At 58.0% G+C, this 20485-nt stretch carries 19 protein-coding genes and 2 pseudogenes; 9 read left to right on the plus strand and 12 right to left on the minus strand.

Going from position 1 to position 20485, the window contains the following annotated elements; translation table 11 throughout:
• Position 1: 1 nt before the first annotated feature.
• On the plus strand, positions 2–1336 hold the full coding sequence (locus P1IM2_RS08555; RefSeq protein ID WP_186402163.1) for a type II toxin-antitoxin system HipA family toxin: 1335 nt from the start codon (positions 2–4) through the stop codon (positions 1334–1336).
• 137 nt (positions 1337–1473) lie between these two features.
• Positions 1474–1830 carry a Fic family protein gene (locus P1IM2_RS08560; protein WP_260833982.1) on the plus strand — a complete coding sequence of 119 codons (357 nt, stop codon included), beginning with the start codon at positions 1474–1476 and terminating at the stop codon, positions 1828–1830.
• Positions 1831–1983: 153 nt separating this feature from the next.
• On the opposite strand, the gene P1IM2_RS18920 is transcribed toward P1IM2_RS08560, so the two are convergent.
• The 7 genes from P1IM2_RS18920 to P1IM2_RS08595 form a co-directional block, all read right to left on the minus strand.
• Positions 1984–2280 (minus strand): helix-turn-helix domain-containing protein, encoded by a 297-nt coding sequence (locus tag P1IM2_RS18920; RefSeq protein ID WP_186402164.1) that lies wholly within the window; start codon positions 2278–2280, stop codon positions 1984–1986.
• Positions 2281–2541: 261 nt separating this feature from the next.
• Entirely contained in the window at positions 2542–3054 is a 513-nt protein-coding gene (locus P1IM2_RS08570; RefSeq protein ID WP_186402165.1) for a hypothetical protein, read from the minus strand.
• Positions 3055–3087: 33 nt separating this feature from the next.
• On the minus strand, positions 3088–3477 hold the full coding sequence (locus P1IM2_RS08575; RefSeq protein ID WP_186402166.1) for a hypothetical protein: 390 nt from the start codon (positions 3475–3477) through the stop codon (positions 3088–3090).
• 45 nt (positions 3478–3522) lie between these two features.
• Complete coding sequence (locus P1IM2_RS08580) at positions 3523–3993, minus strand: helix-turn-helix domain-containing protein (protein WP_186402167.1); 471 nt, start codon at positions 3991–3993, stop codon at positions 3523–3525.
• 555 nt (positions 3994–4548) lie between these two features.
• The gene (locus tag P1IM2_RS08585; protein WP_186402168.1) at positions 4549–4749 is read right to left on the minus strand and encodes a hypothetical protein; all 201 of its coding nucleotides are present in this window, start codon (positions 4747–4749) and stop codon (positions 4549–4551) included.
• Between the two features lie 87 nt (positions 4750–4836).
• The gene (locus P1IM2_RS08590; protein ID WP_186402169.1) at positions 4837–5982 is read right to left on the minus strand and encodes an NADH:flavin oxidoreductase; all 1146 of its coding nucleotides are present in this window, start codon (positions 5980–5982) and stop codon (positions 4837–4839) included.
• Between the two features lie 154 nt (positions 5983–6136).
• Positions 6137–8698, minus strand: coding sequence for a TonB-dependent receptor (locus P1IM2_RS08595; protein ID WP_186402170.1), 2562 nt, complete (start codon positions 8696–8698; stop codon positions 6137–6139).
• A 395-nt stretch (positions 8699–9093) separates the two neighbouring features.
• Between P1IM2_RS08595 and P1IM2_RS08600 the strand changes: the two genes are divergently transcribed.
• On the plus strand, positions 9094–9498 hold the full coding sequence (locus tag P1IM2_RS08600; protein ID WP_222103014.1) for a hypothetical protein: 405 nt from the start codon (positions 9094–9096) through the stop codon (positions 9496–9498).
• A 172-nt stretch (positions 9499–9670) separates the two neighbouring features.
• On the opposite strand, the gene P1IM2_RS08605 is transcribed toward P1IM2_RS08600, so the two are convergent.
• The 4 genes from P1IM2_RS08605 to P1IM2_RS08620 form a co-directional block, all read right to left on the minus strand.
• Entirely contained in the window at positions 9671–10150 is a 480-nt protein-coding gene (locus P1IM2_RS08605; RefSeq protein WP_186402172.1) for an acyl-CoA thioesterase, read from the minus strand.
• A 20-nt stretch (positions 10151–10170) separates the two neighbouring features.
• Positions 10171–11301 carry an iron-containing alcohol dehydrogenase gene (locus P1IM2_RS08610; RefSeq protein ID WP_222103015.1) on the minus strand — a complete coding sequence of 377 codons (1131 nt, stop codon included), beginning with the start codon at positions 11299–11301 and terminating at the stop codon, positions 10171–10173.
• Positions 11302–11402: 101 nt separating this feature from the next.
• Positions 11403–13040, minus strand: a complete 1638-nt coding sequence (locus P1IM2_RS08615; protein ID WP_186402173.1) for an NAD(P)/FAD-dependent oxidoreductase — start codon at positions 13038–13040, stop codon at positions 11403–11405.
• 61 nt (positions 13041–13101) lie between these two features.
• Entirely contained in the window at positions 13102–14004 is a 903-nt protein-coding gene (locus P1IM2_RS08620; protein WP_186402174.1) for an alpha/beta hydrolase, read from the minus strand.
• A 276-nt stretch (positions 14005–14280) separates the two neighbouring features.
• Between P1IM2_RS08620 and P1IM2_RS08625 the strand changes: the two are divergent.
• Positions 14281–14669 (plus strand): annotated as a pseudogene (locus P1IM2_RS08625) (transposase); the annotation flags it as partial.
• Positions 14670–14863: 194 nt separating this feature from the next.
• Here P1IM2_RS08625 and P1IM2_RS08630 read toward each other — a convergent pair.
• Positions 14864–15847, minus strand: a complete 984-nt coding sequence (locus P1IM2_RS08630) for an AraC family transcriptional regulator (protein WP_186402175.1) — start codon at positions 15845–15847, stop codon at positions 14864–14866.
• A gap of 202 nt (positions 15848–16049) precedes the next feature.
• Here P1IM2_RS08630 and P1IM2_RS08635 point away from each other — a divergent pair, with 202 nt between their 5' ends.
• The 5 genes and pseudogenes from P1IM2_RS08635 to P1IM2_RS08655 form a co-directional block, all read left to right on the plus strand.
• Positions 16050–17594, plus strand: a complete 1545-nt coding sequence (locus P1IM2_RS08635) for an NAD(P)/FAD-dependent oxidoreductase (RefSeq protein WP_186402176.1) — start codon at positions 16050–16052, stop codon at positions 17592–17594.
• A 100-nt stretch (positions 17595–17694) separates the two neighbouring features.
• Positions 17695–17922 carry a hypothetical protein gene (locus P1IM2_RS08640; RefSeq protein WP_186402177.1) on the plus strand — a complete coding sequence of 76 codons (228 nt, stop codon included), beginning with the start codon at positions 17695–17697 and terminating at the stop codon, positions 17920–17922.
• A complete protein-coding gene (locus P1IM2_RS08645; RefSeq protein WP_186402178.1) occupies positions 17919–18656 on the plus strand; it encodes an SDR family NAD(P)-dependent oxidoreductase in 738 nt (245 codons plus the stop codon). The genes P1IM2_RS08640 and P1IM2_RS08645 overlap by 4 nt, the downstream gene beginning before the upstream one ends.
• A gap of 117 nt (positions 18657–18773) precedes the next feature.
• Positions 18774–19577: an SDR family NAD(P)-dependent oxidoreductase gene (locus P1IM2_RS08650; RefSeq protein ID WP_222103016.1), complete on the plus strand. Its 804-nt coding sequence runs from the start codon at positions 18774–18776 to the stop codon at positions 19575–19577.
• A gap of 72 nt (positions 19578–19649) precedes the next feature.
• Positions 19650–20375, plus strand: a pseudogene (locus P1IM2_RS08655) (transposase); the annotation flags it as partial.
• Positions 20376–20485 lie beyond the last annotated feature (110 nt).

The following is a 20485-nucleotide window of genomic DNA, read 5'->3' on the forward strand; positions in this document are numbered from 1 at the left end:
CATGGCGCGCACGAAGACGCACATCCCACTCGACATCCTGATAAACGGGCGTCTTGCGGGCCAGCTGGAAAAAGAGACGAGCGGCGCCATCAGCTTTCGTTACGATGAAAGCTGGCTCACCTGGGAGCATCGCTTTGCGATTTCGCTCTCTCTTCCTTTGCGCCGCGCCATCTACCGCGGCGCGCCCGTGGTCGCCGTGTTCGACAATCTCCTTCCCGATAATCCCAATATCCGGAGGCGTGTTGCCGAGCGCACCAGCGCCGCGGGAACCGACGCCTACAGCCTGCTTGAACAGATCGGCCGCGACTGCGTTGGTGCGATGCAATTCCTGCCGCACGACGAAGGCGGCGGAGATCGCACCATCCACGGCAAGCCGATCAGCGACAAATCGATCGAGAAAATGCTCGCAAATCTTAGCGGCGTGCCGCTCGGTATCGATCCCGAGCACGAGTTCCGGATTTCGATCGCCGGCGCGCAGGAAAAGACCGCGCTGCTTCATTTCGAGAAAAGATGGATGACGCCGGTCGGCATCACCCCGACCACGCATATCCTTAAGCCTCAGATCGGCGAGATACCGACCTCGACCGGCGTCATCGACATGGCCGCAAGCGTCGACAACGAGCATTATTGCCTGACCCTGCTCGAACAGTTCGGCCTCTCCGTCGCCCAGACGCGTATCGCAACCTTCGGCAAGCGCCGCGTGCTCGTCGTCGAACGTTTCGATCGCCAATGGCGCGGCGACAAGGAACTGTTGCGCATTCCGCAGGAAGATTGCTGTCAGGCGCTCGGTATCCCGCCGACCCGCAAATATCAGTCAACCGTCATCGGCCATCAGAATGGGCCGAGTGCGGTCGACATACTGAAGCTGCTTGCCGCGAGCGACGAGCCGGCGAAGGATCGCGCCGATTTCTTCAAAAGCCAGATCATATTCTGGCTGATCGGCGCGACCGACGGGCACGGCAAGAATTTCAGCGTCTATCTACGCCCCGGAGGCGGCTTTGCCCTCACCCCTTTCTATGACGTGCTGTCGGCGCAACCGGCGTTCGACAAGAAGCAGATTCCGAACAATCGCTACAAGCTCGCGATGTCGGTTGGCACCAGCCGCAAATACAAGATCCTCGACATATGGGGCCGGCATTTTGTCGAGACCGCGCGCGAGGCGGGCTTCGGCAAAACCCAAGTAAAGGCAATGATCGACGACATTCTTGCGAAGGCACCAAGCGCCGCCGAACAGGCCCTCGCCCGCATGCCCAAGGATTTTGCATACGATATCCATGAAAGCGTCGCGGGCGCGATCGGCGCGCGCCTATCGCGCCTTGAATATGCGTATCGGTAATTGGCAACGGCTGCATTGTGACGTGCTTGGGGATGGTGGTCCGGACCTATAGTGCCGCTTCGCTCGCCGCCACTCAGCTCTAACACAGCTTGCTATAGACGATAGTCAGTCGATAGTGGGTTAGTTACGGGCTGCGCATCTTCTCCGTCGCCCTCAGCGAAGAAAAGGAGCCCTCAGTCCGCGTGGTTCTTGGCCACTTCATCTTCGTCTATATTCACCCCTATATGGATGGAAATGGACGAACCGGCCGCTTTCTCATGAATCTCATGGTCGCGGCGGGCGGCTATCCATGGACCGTCATTCCCGTCGAACGGCGACAGGAATATATGGTGTCCCTCGAGGAGGCGAGCAGTAAGCAGAATATCGCACCCTTCGCCGAGTTTCTTGCTGGCCTGTCGAACGCGGACTCAAGGGCGAAGCGACCGCGAAGCTTCCTGCAGCAGGCGAATAGCCGGGCGCCATTCAATCAGCATGATCAGGGCCTGAATTATTGATTGCGCTAAAGGCCTGATCAGTCCTGCGGCCTGTCCTGCATCAGGGCCATGGCGTCGGCAAACGCGAGCTACTCGATACATTACAGGATCAGCGAGCAAGAATTGACGTGGCTCGGGACCCTCGGCCAACTCGTGCATATGGTTTGCACAGCCCTATATCGCCCGCCTCGCAATCCGTCGCCAGCGACCCGGCGTTTCTCCGGTCCGGCGCGCGAACGCGCGGCTGAAATGGCTCTGGTCGCAAAATCCGCAAGCAAGTGCGATCTCGGCGAGCGGAAGATTCGTTGACCCGAGCAATTCTTGAGCGCGATGAAGGCGTGAGCGGATGAGCCATTGGTGCGGCGTCAGCCCGGTGGATGCATTGAATGCGTCGATGAAATAGCCGCGAGAAACGCGGCAACTTCTTGCAACCTCGCCGAGATCGATCGGGTCAGCCATATGGTCAGCCATCAGCTTCATAGCTTTGCGCACTTGCCACACAGCAAGTCGCGCGGTCTTTGCGCCTTTCGACGGTCGCTGCCGAGCGCCGAAATGGGAGACTACAAACTCGTCGTGCGTGGCGTTCAACGACAACGGGCTAGTCGACGACGATCGAAAAACGGGGGGCTTGTCGAATGCGGACATTAGATGGGCCCTGGCGCCGCCGATCCGGCAGGAGATGCCAGGCAATGACCTTCGTGGCGAACGTTCAGTGGTCGCCTTGGCGATTCTTCAGTTTGCAACGCGGCCCAGCGCGACCTCGACCGGCCCCTCATGCGGCGCACCGGACCGATAGGAAGCGGAAAGCTGCCAAACCCAGGCGGGGTCGGCGCCATAGCGGCGCAAACGCTGCCGGTGGCGGCAGGTCGCAATCACAAGCATGATCAGCATGGCATAGGCCCAAACCGCGACGACGGTACCATAGGCCCAGGGAATGATCTCCAAGCGCAATCCTGCCAGGTGCGACAATGCCACACAGGCCTGCGTCCCTGCCATCCACGCGGGCCAGTATCGAGTTGTTACCAGCGACAAGAGATAGAGCGCGACGAAGGCGGCGGAGTCGATGGCGAACATAGGCCATTCCACACCGGCGAAGCGGCTTTGCATCGGCTCCACGACCCAGGCACTGAGTTGAAAGTCGACGATCAGGATGACGGCCCCTATCCTCTCCGGCGCTCCTCCGCGGATTAGCGCGAAGAGGCTGGAGACAATGTAAAGGGCGTTGAAAATCAATATCCTGATCATCAGGGCGTACGGTCAGCATTACAGGGCTCCCGGTCAACCGGCAATCGCATCCGGCTCTTCAGGATTTGCCGCCGACTGCACGGCGCTCCACGACGGGAGCGGAATCTTGTCGCCGCCAAGCGTTTCAGGAATCCGCAGATCGCGCCGTATTTCGTCGAGGTTCAGGTGTCCGCTTGTTGCCTTGCCCATAGCCTGATTGACGAGCGAGATGGACGCGACAAAATCGCTGATCACCTCCGCGCCAACGATATCGGAGACGCTGGCTCGCGACCGCGCCTCCGGCAGCAAGCCGACAAGCGCGGAACCGCTTGAAAGGGCGCGCCCAAGATCCTTTTCGAAGGTCTTCAGTCGCGAGACAATTTCTCCCGCGACTTCGTGGCGTTGAATCTGAACCTGACGTTTTTCCATAAATGACATCGACATATAACTCCTCGCGGCCCCAGGCCGTCGCCATGCTGCAATCCGATGTCAGCGTGTGAGGGCAATGGTCAGCTGCGAGAGTTCCGATGCCACGGCCATGATTGCGCCCGCTCCGATGGCGATGACGCCAAAAAGCAGAAACGGCCATGCAAGACGCCATCCAAAACTCAGATCGTTCCATGGCCTTCCTTTCGTTGCGAAAGGAAACAGGCTCGATCGCTCTACCATTACCGGCTCAAACGCCGACGGGTCGGTGGAGTTGTTCTGGACAGGAACCGCCATGGTGGACGATCCCCATTCTTTGGTATCCGAATTAGTGGTGGGGTCCTCGAGGGCGCGTAACAACTGGGCTGCGCTCCAGCTGTCGGTCGTTCCCAGCTTACGCCGCGCGGATTTCAGGTGCTCGTTGACGGTGTTGACCGATAAGCCAGTAACCCGGGCCACTTCCTTGGCACGCATGGGTTTTAGAAGAAGCCTCAGGCATTCCTTCTCACGGGGCGTGAGTTGATCGATGGTCATGGAATGACTCCGGACACGCAAACGAATGACTCAATACAAGATCAAATCAATCTACTGGACTATAAGCATTGTAGGTTTTCCTTCTGATTCCAACTAGCGCCCTCTTGCCAATGTTAAATTTTTCGGGATGGCGGGCGAACCCCGATCGAGCCTTCGCTGAACCATGCAACATGCTCGCCCCGCGGCGAGAAAAAAATCGCACCATATGGAGACCTCGACATTCACGATGACGCGGCACTCCACGGCGTGCTCGCCACTTTTTGCCGAAGGCGACCTCATGATAGCGGTGAACGGCCTGCCGGTCCTCGCCAATGTCCGGAGGGCCGGTACCGCCGAGACACCGGTCGCTTTTGAGACGTATCCCGCCGAGTATTCGCGAGCCCCTCGGCCGAACGGATCGCGCCGACGACCTGAACAGTGAAAATAGCCTGCGTTTGCCGCCGCAACGCATCGATCCTGTCTTGCGCCGTCGTACGGGTTGTTGCCGATCGCCTGATGGCTCCTGCCGTATCGTCGCAGCGCCTGTAAAGATGCCATTGCGGTCCTGATCGACCATCAGGTTGGGACAGAAAAGCCGATGATGGAAAAACGGATCAGGAGTGATGGACGACTGTAGGGCGATAAACGCACGAACAGCAGATTCAGTCGCGAAAGCCGCTCCCGGAAGTTTTCGAAAACGCAAACGATGCGGCGAAGAACCCTGGCGACGAGGTCTTGGATACGCCGGGTCTGCCCAATGCCAATCTGGGCGTTCACCTTGCTCTCTTACGTCATCCCTACGTTACTATCGGTCGTGTCTTGGACTTCACGTCTGCCTTGGAAGAACGGGCCCGACAATGCTGACTAACCGGCCGCGAGCTTAACGCTCCTTCCGGTCTTGAAGAATTCTTCGACGTCGAACCGCGGAATCTCTGGCGGCACGAAATAGTCTGTGACCATTTCCGGCCAGGTTGCGAGATAGGCGATGAAGCTTTCTCCCAGGCCTTCAGCGCGCAGATAGTCCGCAGTTACGGGGAATTTCTGGGGACTGAAATCGGGATTCGCCCTGAACAGCTTGGGGAGATCATGATGAGCGATCGCGGCGCGTCCAATGACGACGAAATCCGCCCCTTGCTCAAGGCAGCGTGTCGCGTCAGCATGCGAATTTATCTTACCTGCGAAACCAAGCCTGACGCCCTTCAGATCAAGCTCCGTGAAATAGGACATCAATGAGCGTCCTTGATATTTGGGGTCGACCGGATCTTTGAATACGTCCCAAAGCGAAATATCAAGATAGTCGATTTTTCCTTCGTCGATCAACTGCTGGGCCAGTTCGCGGGTTTCACCGACATCCTGGCCGAAACGCTCCGGCGAAACTCGAACGCCGATCTGGAAATCCTCGCCGCAGCGCGCGCGAATTCCATCGACAATCTCAAGCAGGAACCGACGTCGCTTCTCAGGGGTGCCGCCGTAATGATCCTCGCGCCTGTTATAGACGCTGCTCAGGAACGCGCTGATCAGGTAACCATGGGCTCCGTGAAGTTCCACGCCATCGAAGCCGGCGCGCTCGGCGCGCTGGGCCGCGACAATGAAGTCCTCAATTGTCGCGCGCACTTCTGCGACGGTCATCGCGCGTGCATGATCTTCCGGAGCGGCGGATGGTCCCGTGCGATCCGGAGTAATCGTGCGAATTCCGCCATGATAGAGCTGCATGCTTGATATGGCTCCCGCTCCGCGGAGGGCACCGGCGAGCTGCTCCAGGCCGGGGATCAAGGCATCAGAATACACGCCAAGTTCGCCAGGAAAGCCCTGCCCTTTCAGATGCACATGCGAGCAACAGGTCATGACCAGGCTGAAGTCACCCGTTGCGCGCATGAGCAACCAGTTCAACTCGTCGTCCGTCAGCGTGCCATCGTCACGTGCCTGCTGATTGGTCATCGGGGCGAGAAGAAAACGGTTCTTCATCGCGGGGCCGCGCGGCAGCGTCAACGGTTCAAATAGCGACACCATCGATCCATTCCTTCAATGACATACGGCCCCGAAAATCGCGGTTGATACCGGCGCAGTACGGGTAAGACATTGACCGTCTTCAGGTCTTCCCGAGCCTTCCGCGATCCGGGATTCCTGGCAATGATGCTTGGGAATCCCGGATCCGACCCACGGCCTAGAACTTGTAGGAGACATCAACGCCGAACCGGCGGAGCGCGCCACCAGCGATGAAGTCGCCTCCGAACTCCGGAGCAATCACCACGTCCTCGACATACTGCTTGTTAAACAGGTTGGTAGCGAACGCAGAAATCGAGAAGTTGCCAACATCCACACCGAGTCTTGCATTTACGGTCGCGAATGTATCCCGCGTCGAGTTGTCATAGGTTGCCGGCAACCCGAAGATGGTGGGTGTCGTATTCCGTTGAACGGTATGGAACGGCGTCGGACCGACAACTCTGAAATCAATTCGGCTGACCAGATTGACGCGGTCGGAAACCGGGGCGTTCATCTGCACGCCGCCGTTGATCGTGAAATCAGGCGTCGCAGGAGATTTGTTGCCGACGGTGTAAGGACGGCCGGAATTGGCTTTGATTTCGCTCTGCGTGTAGTTTCCGTTCACGAAAACCTTGAACACAGGCGATATCTTATAGTCGATCGAAGCATCGACGCCGTAGATCTGCACCTTGTCGATATTGGAGGTACTCCGCAGCAAACCGAAGTCGCCGACGAAGAATTCAAAGAACTGCATGTTTTTCACGTTGGTGAGGAAGCCGGCCACTTCGAAGTTCACGGCATCGAAAACACGTCCCTTCACGCCAAGCTCGAATGCGCTGTTGGTTTCCTTTTTGATCAGATCGGGAACCGAGATTCCGGCGCTAATGCCCGTCGGCGGCGGCGGATTGAAATAGCCGTTGATGATTGCCTCGGTGCCGGCCGGATTGAAGCCACCGGCCTTGAATCCCATGCCCCAGTTTCCGAAAATAGTGAGGTCACTGTTGGGCTTATAGGTGATCGTGATCTTCGGCTGAAGCTGCTTGAACGTTTCCGAAATCGGGGCAATCACGCCCGACGGGTTATAGGCCGGGTCGAGCCCTGGATTGAGGAAATAGTTCGACGGCGTGGTCGCGGTACCGATCGGATATCCTGTGCGCGGATTGCCAACCCAGCGCGTGCGAGCATTTACCGGAACGTTGTTGAAGCGGTCGCGCGCTTCGATATCGTAGCGCAGTGCGACGCCCAGCCGAAGTTTGTCAGTCGCGTCCCAGTCGGCTGCAGCAAACACGGCATATACATTGGTCCGGTAATTGTCATCGGTGAGGTTCTCTGTCGGGAATCGCGGATCCGTCGTGAAGCACTGACGCGTTCCGCCCTGACCAGTGTCGAGGGTGAGGTTCACGCAAACCCGTCGATCGATGTAGATGTAGCTACCGCCCAATTGCCAGTTCAGGGAGGTGCCTTCGCCGCCAGTGAGCCGGATTTCCGAAACCACATCTTTCTGCGTGCGACGATTGCCCTGGATACCGTCGCAGGTGGAAGGTGAGTAGGGCATGGCGAAACCGAACGCAGCATTATACTGTGTAAATGGTGCCTGGTTGACCACGCCCGCAGTGGCTGGGCGGGTGCGGATGCAGGTGGGTTCGTTGTTGAAAAATCCGAACGCCCCGCTCGTTCCGCCGGCGATATATTCATTCCTGTTGTTGTTATAAGCAACGACTCCGATCAATGTACCGAAATCCAGGTCCTGCCGAATTCTCATCGACGCCCCATATGTTTTTTGCCAGTGCTTGGCCTCGGTGTCGTCCGTGAATATGAACTTATGCTTGCTCACCGGCGCGTTGAAAATCGGGTCATTGAACGCTTGCGCGAGCGTGGGAATCTGGAAGACCGCGTTGAAACTCAAAGCGCCACCGTGGCTTCTTCCATAGTTGGCCTTCAGGTCGATTTCGGTGTCATCAGAGGGTTCAATCAGGATGCGCCCAAAGATGTTCAATTTGTTGTAGCTGTCCACCGAAGCCGGGTTGCCGCGATAGCCGTAGACACTCTGATGCAAATCCGTGCCTACAAAGGTGTTGCGATAATATCCGTCCGACTTGGTCCATTCGCCGTTCAGGACGAATCCGACGCCATCTGTGAGAGGGCCACTCAGCAGGCCGGAGACGAGATATGTGTTGTCGTTGGCGACACGGCCCTTGATCTGGCCAGACAGGTCCGGCGTCGGCTTCTTTGTCGTAATGACAATCGCGCCGGCCGACGCGTTGCGACCGTAGATCGCACCCTGCGGCCCCTTGAGAATTTCGACCTGTGCCAGCGCGCCCTGAGGTTCGTTGGTTGACGCAATGCTCGTCTTGAGAACGCCATCGACCACCAGCGCAATGTTGTTTTCCGCATCGCGCGGACTGTTTAGACCTCTGATGTTGATGGAGACGTCCGACGGATCGGTCGTGGCGGTTTGAATGGTGACACCCGAAGTCAAGCTCACGAAATCGACTGCGACGCGCGCTTTGGTGTTTTCGATTGTGTCGGTCGACAGCACGTAGACCGACGCAGGAACATCCTTCAGGGATTCATTCTTCTGCCGTGCGGTAACAATGATCTCGTCGCCATGGCCTTCTTCTGAAGCTTGATCGATCACGGCGCCGGCATCGCTCGCCACCGCCTGGGCGTTCACTTGCCCGGGCAACAGCGAAATGCCCCACGCGCAACCACATAGAAGCCGCGAAATTGCCTTCAGGTTCATTATCTCTCTCCCTCGATTGCCAAGTTCGTCTGCTCACGCCCTTGCCGCAGGTTACGGAAGGGCGAAGTCCGACTTAGTTTCACGTCAGGGCGTAGAGCCCATCGAGGGGCGGCAGTCTTGAAAATCCTTGCTCGCACGGGTTGAACAATCCTGCGAGGATGCAACCGAGATGCCCCCCCTTCGACGGCGAAGCGTCTACCGGCGCGACGCGGCGATCCACGCTCCATTCCCTGCTTTAGGGGCCCGTTAAGCTCGGCAGGCTAGCTGGACGCATGGACCGCGATATCCACAATAGGAACGATGCACTGCGCGACGGGAGTTGGGACGCGCGCATCGCAGAGGTCAACGGCTGGCGCGGCGCCTGCCTTCATCAATTTTCCGCCGCCGAAATGACGGTGACCGAGACGCTGCTGGCGCTCAGCACAGCCGAAGCGGGCGGCGGGAAGGTTCGTCTGCGGCAACTGATCGGGCAGCGCTTCGAGGATCTGGCGGCGGCAATCGGTCCTGACGGTCCCTTCGCCGAGCAGGGCAAGGCGGCCTATCCAGCGCTGGCGCGCTACCGCGAGCGGCAGGAAGTTTTCCGGGCCCTGCTTTGCCATGGCGCGATCAAGGTGCTCGTCGACCAGAGCGGCCAATGGACGCTGATCATCCGCAGCCTCTCCATCCGGAGCCGACATCCCGAGCGCGGCGTCGTCGTTCTCGATCAGCCGGAAGCCGGGATGCGGCTCGCAAGCCTGAAATCAGAAGGCCAGAAACTTGCATCGTTGCTAGGCCAGCTGAGGAGAGCGATGGCGAGCTGAAAAAGCGCCAGCGCACAACATCAATTCAACCTTGCCGCGCACGGACCCGCGAAGCCTCTCCGGATCATATCGGATTCCCTGCTTGAACGGGACCTCCACGTTGCGGACAAGGAAACCACTGTTGAGACCAGCGGTCAGTTCAAGATCGATTGTGCGCTAGCCTAAAGCAAGATCAAGCTTCGATCATTTGCGCCGAAAGGACCCTTCGCCATCGCGCAGGCAAAGCGACTGGTCTGCGGCTGGTACGATCAACCATGACGTGCGTGAAATGCCCTTCCGCGGCAGCCGAGACGCTCCGCTCGCGGAAGATTCCAACGCGATATGTCACGCTTGTTCGACCTAAATGGCTGACGCCAAACCCGAGATCGACAGCTTCGGGGTAACAGACTGCTTCTGCATATCTGCACCCCGTTTCGACAACCAGGCCAATCAGCTTGCCTCCACTTAGGCGAAGCAGGCCATTACCGATCAGCCAGCTGTTGATCGCCGTATCAAACCATCCATAGTGCACGGCGTTGTTGACATGACCATAGACGTCATTGTCTGCCCACTGCGTCTGAATCTTTGCCCACTGCGGGTAAACATCGCGGGGCAAGAGCTTCGATTTTTCCAATTTTCCTCCTTGGGCAAGATGCTCCAGCGGGAATGCCATGCAAGAGAAACTCGGCGGGCTCAGTATGCTTCCTGATATAGCGACAAGGCGTCTTGTTCTGTCATAGTCCTCGGATTATTGACCAGAAGCCGCGTCTGCAGCATCGCATCTCGAGCAAGCAAAGGTAGGCTCTCTTGTGGAACCTCCACGTCCCGAAGCCGCAATGGGCAACCGGAATCGACCAGCAGCTGGCCAATGAAGGACACAAATGCTTCAGCCCTCACAACGGTCGATGCGGTCGTAGGCCCCAAGACCGCGTCGCCAAGTTCGGCGTACAGCGGCGACGCAGTTGCCAGATTGAATTGGAGTACGGGCATCAGCATGAGTGCGTTGGACAGCCCATGCGCGATGTGAAAATGTCCGCCGAGCGGATAAGCAAGTGCGTGGACAGCCGCGACCGGTGCGTTCGCAAACGCCTGCCCCGCAAGATTTGCACCTAGCATCATGGCTTCTCGCGCGTCCCTGTCATTACCAACGCGACAGGCGGTGATCAAATTGCCCGTCATGAGTCGGAGCGCTTCGCGAGCAAACATATCGGACATCGGGTTCTTGCGGTTCTTGCTTGTATAGGCCTCGATGGCATGCACGATCGCGTCGATGCCTGTTGCCGCGGTGAGGAGCGGCGGCATGCCGCAGGTAAGTTCCGCATCCAGGATGACCTGATCGGCGTATAGCTGCTGCGCTACTATTCCTGATTTTGTCGATTCCCCCGTGGTCAGGATCGATATGTTGGTTGCCTCGGACCCTGTGCCAGCGGTAGTCGGCATCTGGACCAGCGGTAGTCTTTTGCCCTTTACCAGATCAATGCCGTATAGTTCGGACAGATGCTGCTCTGAAACAGCAAGGACTGCAACCAGCTTGGCAATATCCATCGATGAACCGCCGCCCAGGCCAAGGACGATATCCGTGCCCGCCTCACGCGTCAGCTGGACAGCGCTGGCGAGCACGGATTCAGGTGGGTCGGCAACAACTCCATCAAAAATCGTTATTGCGAAGCCGGCTCCTTCGAGCGATTGCAAAGCAGGATCTATGACACCCGCAGCGTGCAAGTGACGGTCCGTAACGATCAGGATGCGGCGCTCTGCAAAACGCTCGGAGAAGAATTGCCCCAAGCGGCGATGGACTCCCCATTCGACATGCAGGTTCGGCACTGAACGGAAAATATGCGGCGTCTCGCGACTCCCAAATCTCGTTTCTGCCGCACCTCCAGTTGGCGCGCCGAGCGATCCATCGAGCGGTCGCCGCGCAGAATTCACGTCAAAACTGCTTCGCGATCGAAAATCATTGAATCATATCCCGACTCGCGCACCGCCTGAAGTGCATCGCGGTAGTTTCCAAGCCCGCCGAGATAGAACATCACGGCATTTTTCTTGCCCGGAATATTGGCTCCGAAAATCCACGATTCAGCTTTCGGGAAGAGTGTCATGTTTGCAATTGTCCGGCACGTCTCTACCCACTCGTCTTCGGCAGCCTGCGTAGGCTCGATTGTGGATCGGCCGTCGGCTTCCATGGTGGCGATCGCTTCGGCAATCCAGTCAACCTGGCTTTCGAGACTCGGCGGAAGGTTTGTGAATGGGCCATTGGGGCCGAGGATCATGAACATGTTCGGGAAATCAGCTTCCATCATTCCGAGATATCCCAGGGGACCATCGGCCCATTTTTCGCGAATGGTTACACCGCCTCGCCCGTGAATATCGATCTTCGTATAGTTCCCGTCGACCGCATCGAATCCCGTGGCGAATATCACGACGTCAAGTTCGTGCTCGATACCACTCGCCAAACGAACACCATTTGCCGTGAACTCGGTGATAGGATCTTCCTTGACGTCTGCCAGCGACACGTTCTTCCGATTATAGACGCCGTAGTAGTCCGTTGCGCACAGGGGGCGTTTGGCATAGAGATCGCCAGGCATCAGTTTCCGGGCGATTTCCGGATCCTTTACAATTTTGGCAATTTTTCGCTTGATGAAGTTGGCGGCGGACGCGTTGACGTCATGGCTGGTTGCGACATCGGTGAATGTCTCGAACATGAAGCGGAAGCCGCCACCTCGTTGCCAGGCTTCTTCGAATACTCGGTCTCGTTCGGCTTCGGAGACTTCTAGTCCCGACGTCGTGCTCTCGGCGAAGCCGAAGGCAACCTGCGAGCCCTTAATCTGCTGCCAGATTGCGTCATAATTTGCCTTGTAATTGTCGATCGTCTCGGTGTCTTCGGGCCAGTTTCCGATGGGAACCACATATTGGGCCGATCGTTGGAACACGGTCAAATGTTGTACTACAGGCGCAAGCGCGATGATCACCTGAACACCCGTGGAGCCGGTTCCAATAATGCCGACACGCTTTCCGCTAAGATCGGCGCCTTCCGGCCATGCGCCCGTATGGTAAACCTCCCCGCGATATTTATCGATACCGGCGAATAGTGGCTTGTTTATTGCCGAAAGCAGCCCCAGGCCGGTAATCAGATACTTAGCCGATGCCGACTCCCCCTTGTCTGTCAAGACGTGCCACAAGCCGGTGGCCTCATCGAAGCGGGTTGATACGATTTTCGTATTGAATTGATAGCTGCTGCGCAGGTCAAAGCGATCCGCGACGCCGTTCAGATATTCGAGAATCTCGGGTTGCGTGAGGTATCGAGACTGCCAGCTGCCTTGATCAAGGAGTTCCTTGTCAAACGAAAAGCGGTAACAAAAGCTCTCCGTATCGGAGAGGGCTCCGGGGTAACGATTCCAGTGCCAGGTTCCCCCGACATCGCTCGCATTGTCATAAGCCTTCACGTGAAGGCCCTGCTCATTGCGAAGCTTGTGGACCGCATAGAGGCCACCGAAGCCCCCGCCGACGACAATTGCATCGAAATCGGCACCATGGGTTTTTGTTGCGGTTACGTTGCTGATCATTATTTCCTCCAGAGCGGGATTCCCGCACAAACCATTGCTGCGAAATGGATTTTCGCGCGTGTCAAAGTGAGCGATACCAAGCGGCGATCTTGAGCAGCTCCTCGTCAGCTTCAGCGGCTCGACCGGCGAGGGCTGGAAAGACATGCTGCATGCCGGGGACGACCGAGAGGGCGACTGAAACGCCTTCCCTCCCCGCCTTATCGCACAAGGCCTCGGCGTCGCTTAGCAATGTCTCGGCCCCGCCCGCATTGACGTACAGTGGAGGGAATTGCTGAAAGCTGTTCTCGAGCGGATTCGCCAGCGGATCTAGCGGACTGGTCGCGTCGCCAAGAAACATGGCGATCATACCCTCGAGTATCGGCCTGCCAACCAGAGCATCCGTTGCGGCGTTCGCCTCCAAGGTGGCACCGCGCAACGCCATGTCGAGCCAAGGCGAAAACGCAATGACGCTTCCAGGAAGCTGGTGGCCAAGTTCTCGAAGTTGGAGAACCGTGGCAATAGCGAGATTGCCGCCGGCGCTGTCACCCGCACTTGTTATGTGCCTGGGTTCTATGCCTCTTTCGATCAAGCCCAAATATGACGCAACCGCATCCTCGATCTGGGCAGGAAATGGAAATTCGGGTGATCGTCGGTAGTCCAAGATGAACGCTGATACGCCCATAGCTTTCGCAAGATGCCCCACAAGCTTGCGATGGCTATCTGCTGAACCGACCGCGAAACCTCCACCGTGGGTGTAAAGTATGACCCGAGAGAGATCTGCATCTCGCGGGAACGCCCAGATACCTGGAACACCGCCAATTTCATCTGACTTGTAGCCTACCCCTTCGGGTTCGCGCGCGGGCTTGCCCCACTCGTCGAACATACTGCGCAGCCCTGCAATGGACATTTCGGGATCGGCGGCCATTCGGTCGCTCCAATCCTCGTACAGCTCGCGCAGGAAATCTGCTTCCCGATTTTCCGCCATTTTCCTCTCCATCCAAATTCTTGCGAACGCCGTACTTCGCCGCTGCCCGTCTTATGAGGCCAACAGATGTGAGGCGTGATCAGGAGGAGATGCTAGGTTGCGCTGGTGAGGACGTCTTGAATTTCCCTGCGCGTTCCGTTGTCGTTTATTGCTACCGCCCAAATTCGCTCAAGGGGATCGTGTCCCACGAGGTGATGCAGCTGGGGATTGAGGTGGTCACCGTGATTTCCGGATAGGTTTGGGGTGCAACGCTCGAGCCTGACGGAAGGAACCACGATGACCGATTCGATGATGCACCTGCGCTCGCCGGCCGAGAAGGCGCCTGACGCTGACATTTTGCGCGACATGATTTCGTTTGCCGCCGAGCGGTTGATGGCGATGGACGTCGGCAGCCTGACCGGCCGTGAGCGGGACTAGCAGAACCGCGCCGGGACTGTCGATCTGCGCATCCCCGCTTGCGCAAAGCCAGCTACTTTCCGCGCTTTCTGGAACCGCGCCGGATGGCCGAGCGGGCGCTGACGGCGGTGATCCAGGAGACCTATATCCAGGGCATCTCGACACGCTCGGTCGATGACCTAGTCAAGGCGCTTGGCATGGATGGCATCGCCAAGAGCCAACTGAGCCGCCTGTGCGAGGAAATCGACGAGCGGGTCACCGCCCTTGTCGGACTTCGGATAATGTGAGCAGCATCGGCTATGCGTCGGGATATTCTTCAGAGGCAGCGTTCAGCACTGTCTTTCGTCACACGATGGTGCAGGCACCAAGGCATTACCGGCATTACATGCAAAATGGAGTTCCTGAATTGAAAGACGCCGGAAAGAATGACACTCATACCTGCTGAGCTTGCGTTTCCGCGGCGTTAAACCCTTATCGCCGGTCGCTGCGTTTCGCGGTCCTTGGGGAACCATCGGCGCCAGGCGCGATTGAAGCTGGCGGCGTCTTCGTAGCCAAGCCGAACTGCAATTTCGTCGCGCCTCAACCGTGCCGAACGCAAATGAACGGCGCGTTCTTTCAACTCATCGTCAAGCAGGCTGCGGAAATTTGTCCCGGCCTCTGAAAGCCGCCGCGCCATCGTACGGCGCGAAATTCCTAGGCTGCGTGCAACCGCATCTGCGCCCAAGCGCCCGTCGGGCATTGATTGCAAGAGATGCTCGACCCTACCTTTTAGAAGCGCAGAATTTTCCCGCCGCCTGCGTAGCGCCAGCTCCAGTTCGTTGATTGCGCCGCGGTGCAATATCGGATCGGCTGTGACGGGCCGCATGCTCCACCAAGAACGGGGAAATCGGACGCGATTAACTCCCGCTTCATATTCTACGCCGGGCCCGAGCGCGGCACGGGCGCGCTCGGCATAAGTCGGAATAGGGACCGAAAACGAAAACTCTAGCCCGTCGATATCGCCTCCCAGAGCCGATTGCATCATCGAACGAATGGCCAGAAAATTGACTTCCATCATCGGCAGCCATTGCGTCTGTGTAAGGGGGACGGTCACCTCCCAGTCCAGCGTATAATGGTCTCGCCCCTCCCGGATGACACCGCGCTGAAACGGCGTACGCGCTGGGCCGTAACGCGGAAGCAATTTTATGCCTTCGCCAACGGTTGCCGCCGATATCACGGCTATCGCAACCGCGCCGTGGATAGAAACATTCCAGATTTCTGGCTTTGAGAACACGATGCCGGGGCCATAGATGGCCGTAAGATTGTCGATCACGCGCGCTTGCTGAAACAAGCTGATTTCGCGGACCGGATCGGCCAGATCCTCAGGTACCAGGTCCGCACCTGCCAGAATATCGTGATCCCCCGTGCCATAAACCCGGTGAAGAAGCCGCAAATAGCCCATTGTCATCGGTAGTTGGAACAACGAATCTTGCATTGGCTCAAAATGCCACTTTTTTGGCCGGTCAGCAACTGGCCAAAATCAGCCTCACACCGTTACCCTTTGTTTGCTGACCAACTGGGCAAACGCTCGCGTGCCAGCATCTTAAAAAGAGAAGCCCGACCACGGGATCGTCAGATGCCACCCTCTGACGGCGACAGGAGAGAGACAAATGAACGAGACTGCCAATGCGAACATATTTACCGGGGCGCAACCAGTTGCGGCGAATTTCGATGTCCTCATAATTGGCGCGGGTATATCCGGCTTATGCTCGGCGGTTCGTCTCCAGCAGGAATGCCCGTGGGCCAGCTTTGCCGTACTCGAAGCGATGGAGTCGCACGGTGGGACATGGCTATCCAACAAATTCCCAGGCGCAAGATCGGACAGCGACCTGTTCACTTATGGCTATAGTTTCAAACCGTGGGAAGGCGCGCCAATTGCCCGCGGTGAGCCCATCCTCGAATATATGCGCGAGACGATCAGCGAACATGATCTGCAGGATCGCATCCGCTACGGTCACAAAGTCCTGCGGGCAGAATGGTCCAGTGCCGACGCACACTGGATTGTAACGGTAGAAATCGGTGGTGAAACGACCGCCATTTATACTGCAAACTTCCTGTGGATGTGTCAGGGCTACTATCGCCATCGCGAGGGGCATTCCCCCCAATGGCCGGGTATCGACCATTTCAAAGGTGACATATTGCACCCGCAACGCTGGCCCCAGAATTATGATTATTCTGGAAAGCGGGTCATCGTCATTGGTTCTGGCGCGACCGCCGCGACGATCGTTCCCGCATTGGCCGAAAAAGCCGAGCGAATCGTGCAGATCCAACGCTCGCCCTCTTACTATTTTCCCTCGCCAAATGAATATCCACTGGCGACACAGTTACGGCAGCTCGATATTCCGAGGGAATGGATTCATGAGATCGTCCGCCAGCAATTACTGAAAGAGCATAATGACTGGGTACGCCACTGCCTCGACAATCCGGACGTGGCGACCGAGGAAATGCTGGGCAGCGTTCGTGAGGCACTGGGTGGAACAATCCCGGACGATTTCATTCCAAAATATAAGCCGTGGCGCCAGCGGGTCTGCATGATCCCCGACAATGATTATTTCGGCGCTTTCACCAGCGGAAAGGCAAGCATCACGACCGGCGAGATCGAACAATTCACCGAAAATGGGGTGCGCCTAAAATCGGGTGAAGAGATCGAAGCCGATTTGATCGTTACGGCTACCGGGTTCAACGTCAATGTCTTTGGCGATATGGAAATCGTCAAGGACGGGGAGCCGTTGCCGATGTCCGATACTGTTACCTATCGCGGCTTGATGTTTACCCAAACACCCAATTTTGTATGGGTGGCGGGATACTTCCGTTCCGCCGCCTATACTTTGCGGGCTGAACTGGTGGCTGATCTGATGGGCAAATTGCTGAACCTGATGCATGATCGCCATTATGCGAGCGTTGTCCCTAAATTGCGGGAAGAAGACAAGGGCATGAACCTTCTGCCCTATATGGCGACAGAGGAATTTGCGCCGGGATATACCAGCCGCGCAGCTGATATCCTGCCGCGAAGCGGTGACCATGATCCCTGGCGCCATTCGCAGGATTATTGGGCCGATCGCGCGGATTTCGAAGCGCTGGATTTCTCGAAAGAGCCGCTGGTTTTTGAAGCCGCGCAACAGGCCGCAGCCCTTGAGCTGGCAAGCGGTACCTAGAGTCATCTGTGGACATCCGGCAATCGCGGCGAGTGACTGAGTCGCTGATAGTGTCGCGGTCCGGGCGTTTGGCCCGGTGGTTCGACCATTGGAGGCTATCATGATCCATTATGTCGGTCTGGACGTATCGCAGAAGATGACGGCGATTTGCGCCGTCGATGCGCAGGGACAAAGGCTTTGGCGAGACCAGTGCGGTTCGACGCCGGAGCAGATTGAAGTGGCGGTACGCCGTCGAGCCAGTGCCGATGCGCGTCTGGGGGGCGAGATGGGTCCGATGACGCCGTTGTTCAAAATGAGGAGAGAAAAAATGAGGAGAGAAAGAGTATGATCGCACGACTGAGCGACCGGGTCGCCATTATTACCGGCGCGGCGCGCGGTCAGGGCACCGCAGCCGCCAGGGCTTTCGTGCGGGAGGGTGCGAGTGTGCTCTTGACCGACGTGCAGGTCGAGCCGCTTCAAGAGGTCGCCGCGTCGCTTGGCGCTCAAGCGGATTTCGCCCAGCTGGACGTTTCGGACGAAAAGCAATGGGCGGACGCCGTGCAACAGGCGGTCACGCGGTTCGGCACCGTCGATATCCTCGTCAACAATGCCGGCTACTATAAATCCCAACCGCTCGATACTACAGACGCCGCGCTCATGGAGCGCCATTTCCGGGTGAACGTGCTTGGCCCCTTCCTGGGGATCAAAGCCGTTACGCCCATCATGCGCGGTGCCGGCCGCGGCGCCATCGTCAACACGGCGTCGGTCGCAGGGCTCCGCAATCTGCCGCAGCAACTCGCTTATGCCACCAGCAAATGGGCGCTTCGCGGTATGGGAGGGTGCCTAGCCAGCGAACTCGCGCGCGATGGCATCAGAATCAATACCGTGTGTCCCGGCGTGATCGATACCGCAATGCTCGCCGATACTCCGCCCGAACTGAAGGCGGTGTACGCGGAGATGACTCCTGCGGGAAGGTTTGGTACCGCAGAAGAGGTGGCTGAACTAATTGTGTTTCTGGCCTCCGACGCCGCATCCTTCGTAATGGGCGCAGAAGTCGCCATAGATGGCGGCGGACGCCTGTGAGGAGCGCGCGTCTCCGCCTGGCCGGCACATTGTTCGATACGGCGCACGGTTTTCCGCGATCGTCACTGTTCTGAATCGATGCGATGCGGCGTGTCACTTTTTTGAATCAGGAGAACGATGATGACGGATTTGGAGGGCCGGGTCGCGCTGGTCACCGGCGCGGGCTCAGGCATGGGGCGGGCGACGGCCCTGCAACTAGCAGCGCGGGGGGCAAGCGTTGTCTGTACCGACGTCCGCAAGTCGGCGAACCCCGACGGGTTCGAGGCCGATCTGGAAATCGATACGGACGATCTCATCGCAAGCCGCGGCGGTCGGGCAGACTTCATCGCCTGCGATGTCGGTCGCGGTGAGGACGTAGAAACAGCGGTGGCCCATGCCGTGTCGGCATTCGGCCGGCTGGACATCCTCGTGAACAATGCGGGCGTATTCACCAAGCTGGAGACGATTATCGGTCAGACCCAAGCCGATTACGACCTCACCATGAACGTGAACGCGCGTGGGGTTTGGTTCGGATGCAAATTTGCATTGACACAGATGGTGAAGCAAGAGCCCCGGGCGGACGGGTGTCGAGGACGGATCATCAACATCGCGTCCGTGGCGGCGATGGCGGGCGCGAATCTGGAACCGGCCTATTGCGCATCAAAAGGTGCGGTAACCGCGCTCACGCGCCAGCTTGCCATCGATTTCGCACCGCATTCGATCAACGTGAACGCCATCATGCCGGGTGCAATCCGAACTGCCATGACGAGGGCAGCCCTAGACGACGAAGAAGTATACGCTCGCCTTCGCGCTTGGACGCCCTTTTCGAGACTTGGCGAAGCCGAAGACATCGCCCACGCCGCAGCTTTTCTCGCTAGTGACGCAGCGTCCTTCATCACGGGTATTTCGCTGCCCGTAGATGGTGGCTTTCTAGCAATCTGACAAATCGATGCTGCTCGATTCTAGACGAGTGCTCGAACTTGCACAGTGCCGTCCGCTTTTGGCAAGTTCCAGCTGACGACGTTGATCCAGGAGGCCTATATCCAGGGCATCTCGACACGCTCGGTCGATGACCTAGTCAAGGCGCTTGGCACGGATGGCATCTCCAAGGGCCAAGTGAGCCGCCCGTGCGAGGAAATCGATGAGCGGGTTACCACCTTCCTTGATCGCCCAATCGAGGGTGACTGGACATACCTGTGGATCTACGCCACCTATGTGAAGGTCCGCCAGAACGGACGGATCGTCTCGGTCGCCGTGATCGTCGCGGTCGGCGTCAGTAGCGACGGCCTCCGCGAGGTGCTGGGCATGGACATCGGCGCATCCGAAGCCGAACCTTTCTGGATGGCCTTGCTGCGCAAGCTGGTCTGCCCAGGCCAGCGCGGCGTGAAGCTGGTCATCTCCGATTCCCAAGAAGACATCAACGCGACGGCGGCAAAGTTTGCGGCCTTGACGAACGACGCCGAACCTGACGTGCTGACCTACATGACCTGCCCCCGGGAGCACCGCGCCAAACTGTACGGCACGAATCCCATCAAGAGGCTCAACGGCGAAATCAAGCGCAGGACCGGTGTCGTCGGCATCTTCCCGAACGAAGCCGCGATCACCCGCCTCGTCAGCGCCATCCTCATGGAACAATCCGACGAATGGGCCATCCAGCGCGCCCGATACATTACACTTGGAACGATGGCCCCACTCAGCGACAATCCCATCATCATGCTGTTGGCGGTGCCAGGCATATGATCGACTCAGACTGACGCCGGAAAATGCGGGGACCGACCCCGGCTACACCACCCCGTGGGACACGATCCTCAAGGGGGCAAGGCGCTTGCCCCGCCGACGCAAACACACAT

It is taken from the genome of Sphingopyxis sp. P1IMeth2, from assembly GCF_900185685.1.
Taxonomy (GTDB): domain Bacteria; phylum Pseudomonadota; class Alphaproteobacteria; order Sphingomonadales; family Sphingomonadaceae; genus Sphingopyxis; species Sphingopyxis terrae_A.

Bases quoted from the DNA above. Each gene is read 5' to 3' on its own strand.
- P1IM2_RS08555 (WP_186402163.1), top strand. From the start codon at position 2: ATGGCGCGCACGAAGACGCACATCCCACTCGACATCCTGATAAACGGG.
- P1IM2_RS18920 (WP_186402164.1), bottom strand. From the start codon at position 2,280: ATGGCTGACCATATGGCTGACCCGATCGATCTCGGCGAGGTTGCAAGA.
- P1IM2_RS08570 (WP_186402165.1), bottom strand. From the start codon at position 3,054: ATGATCAGGATATTGATTTTCAACGCCCTTTACATTGTCTCCAGCCTC.
- P1IM2_RS08575 (WP_186402166.1), bottom strand. From the start codon at position 3,477: ATGTCGATGTCATTTATGGAAAAACGTCAGGTTCAGATTCAACGCCAC.
- P1IM2_RS08580 (WP_186402167.1), bottom strand. From the start codon at position 3,993: ATGACCATCGATCAACTCACGCCCCGTGAGAAGGAATGCCTGAGGCTT.
- P1IM2_RS08590 (WP_186402169.1), bottom strand. From the start codon at position 5,982: ATGGTGTCGCTATTTGAACCGTTGACGCTGCCGCGCGGCCCCGCGATG.
- P1IM2_RS08595 (WP_186402170.1), bottom strand. From the start codon at position 8,698: ATGAACCTGAAGGCAATTTCGCGGCTTCTATGTGGTTGCGCGTGGGGC.
- P1IM2_RS08605 (WP_186402172.1), bottom strand. From the start codon at position 10,150: ATGGCATTCCCGCTGGAGCATCTTGCCCAAGGAGGAAAATTGGAAAAA.
- P1IM2_RS08615 (WP_186402173.1), bottom strand. From the start codon at position 13,040: ATGATCAGCAACGTAACCGCAACAAAAACCCATGGTGCCGATTTCGAT.
- P1IM2_RS08620 (WP_186402174.1), bottom strand. From the start codon at position 14,004: ATGGCGGAAAATCGGGAAGCAGATTTCCTGCGCGAGCTGTACGAGGAT.
- P1IM2_RS08630 (WP_186402175.1), bottom strand. From the start codon at position 15,847: ATGACAATGGGCTATTTGCGGCTTCTTCACCGGGTTTATGGCACGGGG.
- P1IM2_RS08635 (WP_186402176.1), top strand. From the start codon at position 16,050: ATGAACGAGACTGCCAATGCGAACATATTTACCGGGGCGCAACCAGTT.
- P1IM2_RS08640 (WP_186402177.1), top strand. From the start codon at position 17,695: ATGATCCATTATGTCGGTCTGGACGTATCGCAGAAGATGACGGCGATT.
- P1IM2_RS08645 (WP_186402178.1), top strand. From the start codon at position 17,919: ATGATCGCACGACTGAGCGACCGGGTCGCCATTATTACCGGCGCGGCG.
- P1IM2_RS08650 (WP_222103016.1), top strand. From the start codon at position 18,774: ATGATGACGGATTTGGAGGGCCGGGTCGCGCTGGTCACCGGCGCGGGC.